Origin of the sequence: Pseudoalteromonas sp. SMS1, from assembly GCF_021530565.1 — a bacterium.
Classification (GTDB): Bacteria; Pseudomonadota; Gammaproteobacteria; order Enterobacterales; family Alteromonadaceae; genus Pseudoalteromonas.
Map to the genome: position 1 here is coordinate 1 of NZ_JAKGBI010000013.1, position 16,257 is coordinate 16,257.

Genomic DNA, 16,257 nt, shown 5'->3' on the forward strand with positions numbered 1-16,257 from the left:
ATGGCTGAGTGGTTGAAAGCACCGGTCTTGAAAACCGGCATACGTTAATAGCGTATCTAGGGTTCAAATCCCTATCTCTCCGCCACTACAATAAATAGTGCATTGCTTCGATTCATTGCATTGTTTTAAAAAACTTAGGAGAGATGGCTGAGTGGTTGAAAGCACCGGTCTTGAAAACCGGCATACGTTAATAGCGTATCTAGGGTTCAAATCCCTATCTCTCCGCCATTTAGTGACGAAAACGGGCACTCCTGATGGAGTGCCCGTTTTTGCTTTTGAGGCTAGCTCAATTAATTGATATTTTGAGCCTTTTAGTTTTACCTCTCCAGTGCACACTTTTATTTCACGCACACAAGCTAGTAATAATGATTTTAGAACTTCATCATTAGCTTTTTTAAAATAGTCAGCGATAGTGTTGCAAAAGTGTTCTGCTTTATCTTTCCCAAATTTAAAAATTTTTTGTTCTAAACGCTTTTTAACATGCTTCAAGTCGGTTTCGATAGACTTTAGTTCAAGTCGCTGCTGTGAAAGGTGTTGCTTTAAACTAGAGTCCATTTCAATTACGCCATCACCGATTTGGTTATATAATGTTGAAAGTCTTTGCTTCAGCTTTATGCATTTCTTTTGTTTTTTGGACAGTTCATTTTTATCAGTTTTTGCTAGCTTTCTACAAATATCTTTTAGTTCGTCGTACGTACTAAAAATATGGTCAACCGTAAAAATTTTTTCTAGCAAAACAGATTTTATAGCTTCTTCTACTTTCTCTTTAGGTAAATTAGGGCATGTACAGGAATCGTGACCTCGATTTTTTTTGGAGGTGCATTTGTAATATTTGTATTGGCCACTTTTTCCGTGGTCAATGGCGAGATTTAATCCGCACTTTTCACACTTTAACAATCCCGTTAATAGAGTTTTAGAACGAACTCCTTTAGATTCCGTATTTTCCAACTGTCTGTCTGTTAACCCTTCCGCAATCTGATCAAATACTTCCTCTTTAATTAATGAAGGTACAGAGACCATTACTTCATTAGGTTTACCTTTTCTATAGAGAAATTGGCCAATGTAAGTAGTATTTCTTAAAATTCGATTTACTTTGTTTCGATCCCATTTTTTTCCCCTATTTAACAACCCTTCATTATTTAATTGAGATGCTATGGAGAGGACTCCCATAGGTTTACCATTTTGCCCCTTTGACGCTAGTTTAAAAATTTTTAGCAATGTGCTTTTTTCATCTTCATCAACTACAAGTTTTTTACGCGTTTTGTTTTGATCATCTTTTACTTCTATTGTTTGGTAGCCAAATGGTATTGCTCCACCAGTGTAATATCCTGCCATAGCAGTGTCAGTAAGTCTGTTTTTGACATCCTCTGATGTTTGTGCACTTTGATATTCGTTTGCGCAACCTAACATGTTCATTACAAAGATTGAGGTAGGGTCATTACTGTTCAAATTTTCACTAATCGTAATTGTGGAAATGTTATGTTGCTTGAGCTTATTGATCGTTGAAGCGGTGACAGCTACATTTCTACCCATTCGACTCGTAGTGTAAAATACAGCGCCTTCAGCATCTACATACCCATTGCATAGCTCTGTTACCATTAGATCATATTGAGAACGTTTACTGAGGGTTCCAGATTTAGAAGTACTACAAAGAATGAAGAAGCATTTGCACCAGCAAAGGTTAGATAATAGTAATGAATCTTTTTTAAGCCCATATTCAGGCGTGAAAGAGCGATTTAAGGGAAGTTTTATTGTATTGATGCACAGGATAAGGATGACAAGCCGATTTGCTTATCTGCCATGGAAATAAAGGAAACAATGTTAAATGGATTCATCAATTTACCTCAACATGATGATTAGTGCCGCTTGGTATTTGATACCGATCTTCATATTTGCTGTCATCATAAAATCTGCATGGTTCAAAGGTGTATTGGGTGAATGGCAAGTTAACTTGCTCATTAAGATTTTCTTAGACAAGAATAATTATCACCTAATTAAGGATGTAACACTACCAACTGAGGATGGAACCACTCAAAATGACCATATCATCGTTTCTAAATTTGGCATATTTGTGATTGAAACAAAGAATATGAAAGGTTGGATATTTGGTAGTGAGCGTCAAAACCAATGGACACAACAAATCTTTAAACACAAATCAAAATTTCAGAACCCACTTCATCAAAACTATAAACATGTAAAGCCTTAGAGTCTTGTTTGAACGCAAAGAAAGGTAGTATATTTTAGGTGATAATCTTTATTGGTGATAGTACCTTTAAAACTACAATGCCTGAGAATGTAAGGTCGGCTCGTCGAGGTATTGAATATATCAAGAACAAAACAGAAATTGTTTTAATTCAAAAGAGGTTGCGTGTGTTATTGAACAGATTGAAAGCGGTAGATTTGAGCGTAGCAATAAAACTAACCGACAACACATAAAGCATGTACGAAAACTTATAGAAGAAAAAACTGAACCTAAATCCTGTTATAAGTGTGGTGCTGAAATGGTGTTACGTAAAGTAAAGAAGTAGGTAATGAGTTTTGGGGATGCGCTTCATGTCCTACTTGTAGAAATGTGACAGAAATAACTAAATAAATTCATTATGGATTATTTAACTCATATGCTTCAAAGGTAAAAAATGACAATTAACTCTCATGTTAAAACTCTAGACATAACTATGTTTCCTGCATCTTTTGGCGATAGCTTTTGGGTTTCTGTAGAAGAAGATAATTTAGATATTTTGATCGATACTGGGTTTAAAAGTACTTATGAAGATCATATCAAACCAAAGTTAGCTGAACTTAAGAGAAAGAATAAATCTCTAGATTTCTTAATTGTTACCCATATCGATTCAGATCATATTTCTGGAGCATTATCCTTGCTAGAGGCTAATGAATTATCTAAAGAATTTGATATTAAAAACATTTGGCACAATAGTTATCGGCATATTCAAAATAGTCCCATTAAAGAAAGCGAACTCTCGTTAAAAGATCAAAGGATACTTCAGCAAATAAATGTTAACGGCTATAAAAAAGATGAAACAATTGTTCAAAACCATATTAAAAATATCAGTGGTAAACAAGGCTCATCTTTAGCTTCTCTTATTTTTAAAGGTTGTTATGACTGGAATGAACAATTCGACCATGACGCAGTTTGTGTCGAGAATGGTACAGATATAGAACTTTCAAAAAACGTTAAATTAATTCTTCTTTCTCCAAACAAGTCTAAACTGCAAAGACTAATGATATCTTGGAAAAAGGAGCTAAGAAAGCTAGGTGTTAGTAGTTCTGCAATAGATAATCGATTTTTCGACGATGCATTTGAGTTTTTAGTTTCACATGAAAAATCGATAAAAAAGAACATCAACAAAAATATATCTAGTAAAGGAATTACTATAGAAACATTGATGGCAGATGTATTTGAAGAAGATGAGAGCCCTTCAAACGGTAGTTCAATTTCGTTTGTTTTGGAGTATGGAAATAGAAAGATTCTTTTTTTAGGGGATTCACACCCATCAATAATAGAACGAGCGTTAAAAAATAGATATCAACAAGAACAATTGTGGTTTGATGCAATTAAAGTAGCTCACCATGGCTCACATAAAAATACCAGTCCAAGTTTATTAAGCCTCATAGATTCAGATACATACTTTATTTCAACTAACGGTTCTATGTTTGATCACCCTGACTTAGTCACTATTGCTAGAATTATAGGCCGAAAAACAAGTGTCAATCGAAAGGTGATTTTCAATTATGAAACTGACACATCCAATTATTTTGATAACGAAAATTTAAAAGAAACATACAATTACAGCGTCTATATTTCAGGTGCAGACGAAATATTTACTTTTATGAAGGACTAATTAAATTGCAAAATTATTTGGAAAAGTATGTAGGTAGAGTTTATTGCAATAACGATGTAGGAACAGCTTTTCTTGTTTCAAACAAAGAACTTTTGACAGCGCATCATACAGTCGAAAATATAGAAGAAAATGCTACTTCAATTTTCGTTGAGCTAGATGAAATATCTAGTGAACCATTAGAAGTCATATTAAAAGACTTCGATGAAAGCTTAGATATTGCCATTTTAGAGTTAATACAACCGTTAGATATAGAGTACTTTTTAAAATTATCCAATCAAGTCATTAGGAGTAACTCTACCTGGAGTACTTTTGGTTTTCCAAGGGGGAAATTGAATGCCGGCGCTAAACTTGATGGAACAGTTGCTAGGTCTAATGTGAATATTGAAAGGTCGAATTATGAGTTAGATTTAGAATACAACCAGAGTAATGAGTTCATAGAGGGTCTATCGGGTGCCCCTTTGATTGTTAGTGATACTGCCATTGGCATAATTACAAAAGAACTAGATGGTACGTTAGGAGCTATAAGCATTTGCAAAATAGCTACGTTACTAGATAAAAATGATATTACATATGAATCTCTAGAAGAAAGTTCGAAATATGAGAATGGCTTTGAATTAAATACCCCTGTTGTCGATGAGTTAACGGATAAAATCACTTCTTTAGATTCAGGCTATCTCTTTCTTAAGGGACATCCTGGTTCTGGCAAAACAACTCTTGTTGAGTCAGTAGATTACGCTCAAAGTGACATTGCAGTTCTTGGGAAGTATTTTTTACTTGAAAAAGGTAAAGAGAATCTTCTTTCGCTGAGAATGAGTCACTTAAATTTCCTAGAATGGCTAGAAGATTTAATTGTAGCGGATTTGTATAACGCTGTACCTCAAAAATCAGAGCGGGATATAAACCAGTGGATAACAACGATATTAGATTTATTACAAAAGCTGTCAGACAAATATGCTACAAAACAAACTAAATGCGTTATTTTCGTTGACGGTATAGATGAGCTATTCAAATCAAAAAAAATAGAAGAGTTTTTTTCTGCTTTACCAGTTGATTTACCTAAAAATATTATTTTCGTAATTGTCGGCCAAAATGAAAACACACTTCCTCCTAAGCATATAATTCAAGGAGGTAAAAACATAATATTTGTAACTCCATTACCTGAAAATACATGCTTAAGGCTAATTAACAAGGAACTACCAGAATTATCATATGAACTAAGTAATAAAATAGGTAAATGCTCTGAATATCATCCACTCTATCTTCGTTATTTAGTTGAGTATGTTAAAGCCAATATGCAAGTTGGTAAAGAACAAGAAATCAATGATTGGCTAGATCAGCTGCCTCAAGTTAGCGGAGAGATTGAGGTCTATTATGAAAGCCTCTGGAAAGACATTGTTAAGAAAGACGAACTTCTTTATTTAGTGTCATTAATCAGTCGTTTTAGGGAATCTATATCTTATCAATCGCTTCTTGATACCGTTCCATCGAGTATGAGGGTGTCTGTAGATAAAAACCTTGATTTAATCAGCCACTTTTTAACGAGCAAACAAGATATTTTTGCATATCATTCATCGCTTATATCCTTTGTTAGTAAAAAGACAGAAGCTCTTGAAGAAGATTTTCAATCGCAAATATCTCTTTTTTGTAAAAAGAATATCGATATATCCTATTCTCAAAGGAATATAGTTCATCACCTTTTAAGAGCAACAGCTGATGTCAGAAACGAAACCATAGACTTTTGTAATCAAAAATGGGCCGATAATTGCTCCCAGAACTTTGTTGAGCCTGATTTGATTCTAGCTGATCTAAAAGATGTACTTTCTTTTTATTTGCAAAAAGGTTGTTTTATATCTGTCATCAAATTGCTTTTGCTCTCACAACGGATCAAATTTCGATATAACAATGTATTCGCCTTAAATGCAATGGAATTAGCCGAATACTTAATAGCAATGAAAAAGCCTAAAGAAGCTCTACATCATATATTCCGAGAGTATATGCCGTTAGTTTCATTGAAAGATCTTATTTATCTGCAATATAAGCTGATTATTGAAAATAACGCTGAAGAAGCAGAGTTCATTCATTCGGCTATACATAGTTATTTCATGAGTGAATATGAAAAAGGCTCAATTGCATCTACGGATCTCGTGGATTTCTTTACTTCTGCTTCATTAAACAACTGCCTACTCTCCAATACACCAATGAAAAGCTCTTCGAAGGTCATAGAGTTTCTTTATAAATTCCTAATTAGTTCAAAAGATCAAAGTGAAGAACAACAAGAGCAGAATAGAAAAATATTTTTTTATATTCTTGGACATAACACTGCGCTATTATTACTCCATCACAATATATACTTAACTATAGAAGAGTTAGAAAAAAGAGAAATACCTGTTGATAATTCTATTACCATGGCACTAATTCAGGCGTATAGCCATGTAGGGTACTTCTCAGATATTTCAGGAGAGCAAGTGGATCTTGATAATATTGTTCAAGATATAGAGTACGGCCTAATAAAATATAAACCTGATGAAGAAGATTCAGCCACCGTTTTGCGATTATTAGATGGGATATCGATAAAATATGAACTATTGGAAGGCTTAATTAGTAAGTGTAATTCTAATGATATACCTATTTTTAGGGAAAGTAATGGGGTTGACCTAAATCACAACTGGTTTCTAAGTTTACTATCAAATTTTAAATATAAAGGTTTTCTAGATGAACTTTACTGTCCCCCAGATTTGAAATTTTTCTCCGAAACAGAATGGGAAAAGTCATTAGAAAGTATTGTTTCTTATATTGGTTACCTTTTAGGTTTCGCATGGAAATTAAAAGTTATTTCCCAAGAATCAGAACAATTGTCTGTAGACATGTTAGAAAAGGTTTTACCTCTTCTTAAGTTTGATTTGCTAACACGTTCACAATTTGAACGTTCATACATGCTAGTAGAGGAGGTTCTTCCTTTTATTTATAATTCTATCTTGGAGTTTTTCTCTTTATATTCAAAAGAAAATTTGAATAAGTATTTAAATTTTATATATGAACATTCAGATAAACAATTAGGAGTATATTCTGAAGGTTTTAGAGAAACTATTCACACAATAGCAAAGAGCTTGCTCCTCCGACAAGAGTATAAAAAGCAATTATTCCATTTACTAAAAAAACTTGAAGGGCATGTTTTATTAGGTGTTCAAAATCGTTGGGATAGATGTCGAGAATTACTCTTATTAGCCACGCATTATAGAGCATTAGGTAGTAGTCGTGCTGACGGGTGTTTTCAAGAGTTACTAAATTCTTCGATGGGGCCATCATGGTATAAAGAAGATCAGTTAGGATTAATTAATTCTTCTTTAAGTATGCTTAAACGCCACAACGCTTCATGGTCACCTAAAGAACTGGCTCCTATTTTAGATTTTTCCGCAGGTGAAATGACCTTCCAACGTTATATACGGATGGAAAAGGAAGAATTTATTGGCTCTTTATGTTCATCAGGAAAGTTATCTACAGCTATAAAGTACTTCCAAGATGAGACTATTCCTCTTAAGCCTAATTTAATTTTACATAGGGCTGAGTCGAATCAAATTGATAGTTTATATAAAGGAGCAAGTTACGATACTGGAGTAAGAAAGATTGATGAACAAAGTGGAATACTAAACATATTAGAAAATACAAAGGGCATTCAACCTAGCTTGCAATGGGCTATATGTGAACTATTCCTTATTGGAGATGTTAGGTATATCAATCGCTTCTCTGAAATTTTTGCTAAAACTATTAATAATAGCAACACAATCCATTCAAATTTCTATATGAATAGAATTATTCGAATTTTGAATACTGATATGGAATTCACTATAAGAAATCAATTTATTAGTGGGCTTAATGAGCATCTTGAACAGCGTTATTTTGATGAATTGATAGTACAAATCAATAAGAACAAAATTGATGTGGAATTTCCAACAATACCTGAATCTACAACTACAGAAATTGAGCATGAAGATGCGACTCTCGTTGACAGGGGAGAAGATGACATTGGTAATTCAATTTACCTACCCGGAACTTTTGGAACATCCCAAGGGTTAAAAGAGTTTGATATTCACTTTACGCTTGCCAAAGAAGCATCAGATATCGAAGACGAAAAAACAAGCAAGCAAGAATTACTATTGTCTTTAAGAGCGATACAGGACTCAGGGTGGGGTGTGTGGTCGAGAAACCTTGGTCAAAATGATCAAGCATTTTCAGAGCTTTCTAAATTATGTGATGAAAATGAATTATTGGAAATATTAACGCCTCTGATTATCGATGAACCACATGCAACAGACTGGCTAATAGTAGATAAACTAATTTCAAAGTTTAGCAATGTATTGTCTCATGAAAAGGTTAAAAAGTTACATGAGTGTATTATTGAACATATAAAAATTATGGTATCCCCACCAAACCATGTTGTTGAAGGTTTTGAGTGGATGGACCTTGAAGATTCAAAAACTATCTCTAATGATCAAGAATTAATGATTTTTTTGCTTAATTTCATCGATCATCCATCTCCATCCATATATTCAAGAGTACCTAGCATAATAAAATCTATTTCGAGATTTGACCCAGATATTTATCTACCTATTTTAGCTGAGCACTCATTAACTGGTAACCAAGCACTATCACCAGAGATTGCTGTTGGAATAATTTATTCATTAGTAATCGAAGATGTTAGCCTAATCAAATCTCATTTAAATATTCAGTCATTATTTAGCAAAATCGAAAACTGTAAACATTTAGTAATAAAACATACATGGTCTCTTATAGTGGCACGTATAAACAATCTTGATAGTTCTTTGTTGGATGAGGATGTATCTCTAGATAACGCAATCTTTAATAGTAAACCTGTAGATATAAATGGAAAAGTTGAAATTGGAATAGATATTAATGATTTAGGTGATTCTCTAGGTTATATCTTATCTAGATTAACAAAAATTGGAGTATGGAAAGATTCAGATCTTCTTTCGCTAAACAAGTTACTGATTCAATCTAATCCATGCTTAGGGTTCGATGAAATCTTCAGTATTAATGATAAAATTCAAAAGGGGTATAACTTAGGTGAAAATAAAAAATTTATAAATGATCAGTTAATGCCAGTAATAAACCAAATTGTTCAAGATAGAGTTACCGAAGAAAATATTAATTCTGTTGTCTCTGCATTAAGACAATTTAACCCTAACTTTCCAGATGAAAGCGTACAGAGTAATAGTCAAAGTAGCTTAAATGAAAAAATAATTGAATTTCTTTCTAGGTCTTCACAAAACCCCATGGACTTCCTTAAGGAAGGTGATAATGAATATTTGCATTATTTTGAGGTGATTGTGCCTCATGATAAAAGCCCTAAGATGATTGAAATATCAATTTTCCTCATAAAATCAAAGGTTTACCTTGAGCCTTCAGAATTTCAAGCAAATCAACACCCAATGATTAAAGATATTCACGATCTTAAAAAAAGAAAAAGCGAGTGTTTCTTATTTAATTGCGCTCCAGGAATAAATTATGCCGGAGGAAGGGTAAGCCCATCATTAATTAATTTAGGAGTTCAAGGTTTTGCAGGTAAAGTCAAACATAGTGATATTAGTGAGAACCATTGGATTGAAGGACGTAGTTGGGATTCAGAACAATTGGGCAGACCTATTCGGGAGGGGAATCGATTGATGATGACAAGTGAAAAATTGGATCTTTTATCTCAAAATGGTTGGGAAATATTTTGGCGTGTAGACTACAACTTTACGTCACAATTTGTCATTAACCGTAAAACCCTAGAAGTATCGATGATTAATTAGGAAGTAGAAATGAGTAAAATGACAGACATGAAGACGCCTAGAAATAGATTGGAATTTGAGCGTAATTTCAATTTACTTAAAGAACAAGGATATCAAGGAAAAATGCACTTTATGCAGGGTACATCACATGTAATTGATAGTTTAAACAAAGTAAAAATGCTTCCAAACGGGAGAATTGATCTTTTAACTATTAACGAAAGTGCTCGACTTCAAGCCAATATGATGAATAGTTTCGCTAATATGTTTGATGTTTCTTCCTCTGAAGTAGAAACAGAATAAACAATAAAAAGCTATTTTTTGGAGGAGTTACAGCAGTTACAACCTTATAGACACTCTAAAAAATAGTCGTAGATTAAAATTGCAGCTAAATAAATTAAAAATGGCTCGTATGAGAAGGTGACTTTTAATCCAAAGCCTTGTACTCGCTGACCTAAGGAAGCAGTGCATTGTTTAGCGGCCAAACTCCATTGGTATATCTTGAGAAATGTATGCGCTATTACTAAATTACTTTAGTGGTAAATTTATTGAATAAAACCAGTGCCCATATTCGTCCCATTCTGCCCGCCATATTTAAGGCCAAGCTAAATTTAGTTTGGCCTTTTTTGTGCTAGGCGCACTCTTAACATGTATACACACGAATATTTATTTGTGGTCTTGCGCTAATAAGTTGCTGACTTACGGGACATATATCGTTGCGATAGAGCGACTAAAGTCTCATTGACCAAAAGCCCCTTTACTCAAAAACTTAACGATGACTTAATTTTGTAAGGTGTTTGACATGAAGAATGTGGCTATCGCGATAGGGGTGTCATTGTTTTCCCCGGTGATTATCGGAAGTCTTTTAGGCATATACTTTTTTATTGCTTATGGCGAAAGTGAGTTGTTTTGGCAGTTATTGATGACCGCAGTAGCCAACGCGCATATTGTCGGCATTGCGATGGCAATTTGTGTTTTACCTACTTACCGTTTTCTTTATATGCGTAATAAAGTGAGTTATTCGGCAGTCATGACTAGCGCGATGCTAGGCGGTGCAGCTTTGACGTATTTATTCTCTGTGAGTGGCGGGCCTATAATTATTGCCAATTCAATTATGTGTTCTTTAGGCGCAGCCCTGTTTTTATACAGTTTAAGACGACATAGCGCAGCTTGATGAACGTTAATTGTACAGATATCTGCGGATTAATCGCAAATTCTTACTTTTTCATAGTAAAAGGTTTCATTTGTTAGCGCGAAAGAGTACCTTTACTGCTTATATGTAAGAATGTTCAGTATCGACAATGCAAAAGCAAAAATTTTATGATCTGTTAAATCAACAAGCCCAAGGGTTAATTGGCGGTGAAAGCAACTTTATTGCTAATATGGCGAATTTAAGCGCGCTTTTATTCACTAATATGGAAGACATTAACTGGGCGGGTTTTTATATTATGGACTCAGAACAAGAGCTAGTTCTAGGCCCATTTCAAGGCAATCCTGCTTGCATCCGAATTCCCGTTGGTAAAGGCGTATGCGGTACAGCTGTTTCAGAGTTAAAAACTCAGTTAGTAGAGGATGTACATGCATTTGCTGGACACATTGCCTGTGATGCTGCTTCTAATTCAGAGATAGTTATTCCTGTATACAAACAAGGCAAGATTTTTGCTGTTCTGGACATTGATAGCCCGAGTTTGGCAAGGTTTGATGAACAAGATAAAATTGGGCTTGAGGCCATTGTAAAAAGCTTCGAGGAAACACTTTAAATGAAAGATATGCTTAATGTACAAGACTACCTGTTTTCAACCTTTGATGTGGGAGACTGGGAGGGTGATGAAGAGCAAGTTGCTGAAACGCTTAATGAATTGATCCATTTTGCGTGGGAAAAATTACCAGAAGATCTTGGAAGTGAGCAAATCGACCACATTATTAATGGTATTTGGGAACATCTACGCGGAGATATGGCACTCATAGACACCGAATTAGATGAACTCTTAGACTGGGTTACACACTACATCAATTCATCATTAGATGAGAGTATTTAAATAGGTTTAGACATGGAAACCACAAACAAGCTAAAAGATATTAATGAGGTACTCGAGTTCCTATACTCTGAGTTTCCTCAGTGTTTTAAACAAAAGGACGGTATAAAGCCGCTTAAAGTTGGCATTTTCAAAGACATCGCTGAGAAGATCGAAGGCTCTGAAAAAGTAAGTAAAACGCAAGTAAGGCAAGCGCTGAGAAAGTACACCTCTAGCTGGCGTTACTTAGAAGCTGTAACCAAAAATGAATTCCGTGTGGATTTAGAAGGTGCTCAAGCTGAAAAAGTAGAACAAGAGCACGTTGAGCATGCTCAGAAAGCGCTTGAAGAAAGTCGCGCTAAAATGGCGAAACGTAAAAAGCCGCAAAGACCTCGTAACGACGGTGACACAAAATCTTACAAATCAAAAGGTCAAGGCCACCCTCGCCATGCTAATAAAAAGGCTAAAGTTAATAACAACAAGAAGCCTGCACCTCAGCAACAACAACGAAGAAGTTCAGGAAAAGTTGAACCTCTTCCAGCAAATGAGGTCAAGGTAAATAACAAAGTTAAAGTTAAACTTGGCCAAGCGCTGGTAAATGCAACGATTACTGAAGTTAATAAAGATGAAGTACACGTTGAACTCGTTACCGGTATGCAGGTTAAGACTAAGGCAGATAGCCTATTTATTTTATAAGGAGTAGTGTATGAGTAAGAATTTACCACTCATCGGGGCAGTTGCACTGTTTGTTTCCAGCACTTGTTTGGCGTCAAATGGAGCTGTAACAGAAAAAGACATACCAGTGCTTAAACCTGAAATACAGCACGCAACCGCTACAAAGAGAGTGACAAGTAAATTTACTCGTGAACACTACAAGCGTTTCAAATTAAACGAGACTCTTTCTGAAGAAATATTTGCACGATTTGTTGAAAATATCGATTACAACAAGTCTCTTTTCCTTCAGTCAGAAGTTGACGCGTTTGAGCGCCATAAGGCAAAGTTTGATGAAGCACTGGTCAGTGGTAAATTAAGCTTTGCCTTTGATATGTTTAATGAAAGCATGAAGAAGCGTTTTGAGCGTTTCGAATATGCAATTTCATTGCTCGACAACGAAATGAAATTCGACAAACCTGATGAGTTTTATTTTGACCGCGAAGAAGCCAGCTTCGCTAAGACCCAAGCTGAGTTAGATGAGTTTTGGAGACAAAGGGTTAAATCAGATGCTCTAAGACTCAAACTGACGGGTAAAGATTGGGCTGGGATCAAAGAAGTACTGACTAAGCGATACAAAAACGCGCAAAAACGTTTGGTTCAGACAAACAGTGAAGATGCATTCCAAATTGTGATGAATGCGTTTGCGCGTAGCATTGAAGCACATACGTCATATTTGTCGCCTCGCAGGGCAGAGCAATTCAAGATGGATATGGAACTTGAGCTTGAAGGCATTGGTGCTGTCCTCGGCTATGATGAGGATTACACAGTCATACGTAGTTTGGTGCCAGGCGGACCCGCTGATAAGTCTGAAAAAATCAAAGCAGATGACAAAATTATCGGTGTTGCACAAGATGGCGAAGAGTTTGTTGATGTGATTGGCTGGCGACTAGATGATGTTGTTGATTTAATTAAAGGCCCCAAAGGTACAAAAGTTCGCTTACAGTATTTAAAAGGCAGTGATTCACACGGGACGCCAAAGGTCGTCGAAATCACTCGGGACAAAATTAGACTTGAAGACAGAGCGGCCAAGTCAACTGTGTTTGAGGCAAATTACTCAACTTTGACAAGCAAGATCGGTGTCATTGAAATTCCAAGCTTCTACAACAACCTCTCTAAAGATGTGTTAAAAGAGATCAATAAACTGAAAGCTGAAAAAGTGGATGGTATTATTGTTGATTTGCGTCAGAACGGTGGTGGTTCGTTACATGAAGCAAGGAACTTAACGGGTCTATTTATTGATAAAGGACCGGTTGTTCAAATTCATACTGCAAATAATCGTGTTGATATTCTGAAAGATCTAGATGGTGTCACTCACTATGATGGTCCATTAACCGTATTGGTTGACCGTTACAGTGCATCCGCCTCGGAAATTTTCGCTGCGGCAATGCAAGACTATGGTAGGGGTGTCGTAATTGGTGAGCAGACGTTTGGTAAAGGCACTGTTCAGCAACACCGAGGGCTGAGAAAAACATATGACTTATTTGACAATCCGATTGGTAGCATTACGTACACAATTGCTAAGTTTTATCGAATCGATGGTGGTAGTACTCAAAACAAAGGTGTGATACCAGATATTTTACTACCTTCTTTTATCAACCCAGAAGATTGGGGTGAAAGCCAAGAAGATAATGCGTTGCCATGGGATAGTATTGTAAAAGCACAATACAGAGCGGTTGAAGATTTGACCCCTAAAATTAACTATCTCAATGAAATGCATGCGAAGCGCGTTAAATCAGAGCCTGAATTCAGCTATGTGATGAGTGATATTGCACGCTATAAAGAGCAAGAAAACGAAGTCTCTATCTCGCTTGTTGAAGCTGAGCGCAAAAAAGAACGCGAGGAGCGGGATGCACGATCGCTAGCCAGAACAAATGAAAGACTAGCACGGTTAGGGCTTGAAAAAATCGAGTCGTTGGATGATGTGCCTGAGATTATTTCTGATCTAGACCCCTATCTAGAAGAAGCGGCACTGATCACTCAAGATGTGATTAACTACGGCAGGTTAGTTAAAAATAACATCAAGTAAGCACCGCAAAACTTTGTAGGACTAAAAAGGCGCACAGGCGCCTTTTTTCGTTACTAGTGTGTGCAAATTTGTTATCATCGCCAGTCGCAACAAGACAACATTGACTAGTTTTATCAATCCGTATTAATAATAGGGACCAAGACTCACGCGTATCTTCCGTTGCCTAGGTGAGGCAATACAATGTTACGTTTAGCTCGTGAACCCAAGAATATTATTAAACCGGATTGGTATAAGAATCGTGTTTCGCACCTAGTCGAATAATAATACGCACTAAAATGAGTGCGAGGGGTACAGTGATTTGAAACAACCAAAAACGGCATCTTCATGGGATGCATTCATACCAATTATCGTATTAGTGAGCCTGCTTGGTGCGGCTGTCTATTTGTATGGCGATAATTCCTCTTCTGGACCAAACCAAATTGCATTGTTATTTGCTACGTTTACAGCGGCGCTAATTGGCCTTAAAAACGGCTTCACGTGGAAAACCCTTGAAGAGGCAATGATTAAAGGTATCACAATATCTTTGGGTGCCATCTTGATCTTACTCATGGTTGGTGCGCTTATAGGGACCTGGTTACTGTCCGGTACAGTGCCGACCCTCATCTACTATGGTTTGCAAATTATTAATCCGTCATGGTTTTATGCCGCGAGTTGCTTGATATGTGGCATTGTTGCCATGAGCATCGGAAGTTCTTGGACGACTGCGGCCACGATAGGTGTTGCTTTACTCGGTGTTGCTAACGGCCTTGGACTTGACCCTGTTGTTACTGCTGGCGCTGTTATTTCTGGCGCGTATTTTGGCGACAAATTGAGTCCTTTATCTGAAACAACGAACTTAGCCCCAGCCGTTGCTGGCAGTGATTTGTTTGATCACATTCAACATATGCTTTGGACGACAGTGCCAAGCTTTGTGATTGCATTGATTATTTTCATTGTGATGGGATTTAATGCAGATGTGTCAAGTGATGCAGGTAAGATCGACGCGATGAGCACCATTTTACAAGCCAACTTCAACATCAATATTTTAATGCTAGTACCGCTGATTATTTTGCTTGGTCTTGCAATTAAGAAAATGCCAGCGTTTCCTGCGATTTCAATTGGTGCAGTTGTAGGTGCCGTTTGGGCACTTTTATTTCAGGGTGATTTGATATCTAGCCAACTGGACGACAGTCAAGGGCACATTGTGGGTCAATTAAAGCTTATATGGGCCACCTTTTTTGATGGGTTCAGTGTGCAAACTGGAGACGCAAAAATGGATGACCTGCTAAGTGGCGGTGGCATGTCAAACATGTTAACGACGACATGGCTTATTATGACGGCTCTGATGTTTGGCGCGATTATGGAAAAGACGGGCCTATTAGAAGTGTTCGTTCGTAGCATTCTTAAAATAGCAAAAAACACGGGCTCTTTAATTGCCTCGACCATTGCGACTTGTTTTGGTACCAACTTAGTGGCGGCAGATCAGTATATCGCGATTGTTGTGCCTGGGCGTATGTTTAAAGAAGAGTATAAAAAGAGAGGCTTGCAAAGTGTAAACCTTTCTCGAACGCTTGAAGATGGTGGCACGATTACCAGTCCGTTGATCCCTTGGAACACGTGTGGTGCATATATGCACAGTGTTTTACACATCAACCCACTAGACTATGCAGTTTACGCGTTCTTCAATTTAATAAACCCACTTCTAGCCATCGTTTACGGCTATTTGGGCGTAAAGGTATTGCGCTTAAAACCACCCGTGCAAGAATAAGGCAAAAGCCCCGCTCTGGTGGGGCATTTTTATAGTTTAAACCGCAACTTATGTGGTCTAAACTTATTTACATGCAACTCAGCCCTAATTTAATATTATAAAATCCTGT

Annotated in this window: 10 protein-coding genes, 1 tRNA gene and 1 pseudogene; 11 read left to right on the forward strand and 1 reads right to left on the reverse strand. The window is 36.4% G+C overall.

The window, feature by feature from the left end; all coding sequences use genetic code 11:
* The first annotated feature begins 137 nt into the window (after positions 1-137).
* Positions 138-228 (forward strand) — tRNA-Ser (locus L1286_RS13965).
* A gap of 516 nt (positions 229-744) precedes the next feature.
* Here L1286_RS13965 and L1286_RS24300 read toward each other — a convergent pair.
* Positions 745-1,776: pseudogene (locus L1286_RS24300) on the reverse strand (recombinase family protein); the annotation flags it as partial.
* Positions 1,777-1,825: 49 nt separating this feature from the next.
* Between L1286_RS24300 and L1286_RS13970 the strand changes: the two are divergent.
* From L1286_RS13970 to nhaC, 10 genes are all read left to right on the forward strand, one after another.
* On the forward strand, positions 1,826-2,206 hold the full coding sequence (locus L1286_RS13970; protein ID WP_235407671.1) for a nuclease-related domain-containing protein: 381 nt from the start codon (positions 1,826-1,828) through the stop codon (positions 2,204-2,206).
* 430 nt (positions 2,207-2,636) lie between these two features.
* Positions 2,637-3,860, forward strand: a complete 1,224-nt coding sequence (avs1a, locus tag L1286_RS13975; protein WP_235407672.1) for an AVAST type 1 anti-phage system MBL fold metallo-hydrolase Avs1a — start codon at positions 2,637-2,639, stop codon at positions 3,858-3,860.
* A 5-nt stretch (positions 3,861-3,865) separates the two neighbouring features.
* The gene (locus L1286_RS13980; protein ID WP_235407674.1) at positions 3,866-9,670 is read left to right on the forward strand and encodes a serine protease; all 5,805 of its coding nucleotides are present in this window, start codon (positions 3,866-3,868) and stop codon (positions 9,668-9,670) included.
* A gap of 9 nt (positions 9,671-9,679) precedes the next feature.
* The gene (gene avs1c, locus L1286_RS13985; protein ID WP_235407675.1) at positions 9,680-9,949 is read left to right on the forward strand and encodes an AVAST type 1 anti-phage system protein Avs1c; all 270 of its coding nucleotides are present in this window, start codon (positions 9,680-9,682) and stop codon (positions 9,947-9,949) included.
* Between the two features lie 499 nt (positions 9,950-10,448).
* Complete coding sequence (locus L1286_RS13990) at positions 10,449-10,820, forward strand: hypothetical protein (RefSeq protein ID WP_235407676.1); 372 nt, start codon at positions 10,449-10,451, stop codon at positions 10,818-10,820.
* A gap of 127 nt (positions 10,821-10,947) precedes the next feature.
* Positions 10,948-11,406, forward strand: coding sequence for a GAF domain-containing protein (locus tag L1286_RS13995; protein WP_235407677.1), 459 nt, complete (start codon positions 10,948-10,950; stop codon positions 11,404-11,406).
* Positions 11,407-11,685 carry a hypothetical protein gene (locus L1286_RS14000; RefSeq protein ID WP_063356000.1) on the forward strand — a complete coding sequence of 93 codons (279 nt, stop codon included), beginning with the start codon at positions 11,407-11,409 and terminating at the stop codon, positions 11,683-11,685.
* Positions 11,686-11,697: 12 nt separating this feature from the next.
* Positions 11,698-12,357 carry an RNA chaperone ProQ gene (gene proQ / locus L1286_RS14005; RefSeq protein ID WP_235407678.1) on the forward strand — a complete coding sequence of 220 codons (660 nt, stop codon included), beginning with the start codon at positions 11,698-11,700 and terminating at the stop codon, positions 12,355-12,357.
* Positions 12,358-12,367: 10 nt separating this feature from the next.
* The gene (gene prc, locus L1286_RS14010) at positions 12,368-14,401 is read left to right on the forward strand and encodes a carboxy terminal-processing peptidase (protein WP_235407679.1); all 2,034 of its coding nucleotides are present in this window, start codon (positions 12,368-12,370) and stop codon (positions 14,399-14,401) included.
* 298 nt (positions 14,402-14,699) lie between these two features.
* On the forward strand, positions 14,700-16,148 hold the full coding sequence (gene nhaC, locus L1286_RS14015) for a Na+/H+ antiporter NhaC (RefSeq protein ID WP_235407680.1): 1,449 nt from the start codon (positions 14,700-14,702) through the stop codon (positions 16,146-16,148).
* Positions 16,149-16,257: the final 109 nt, after the last annotated feature.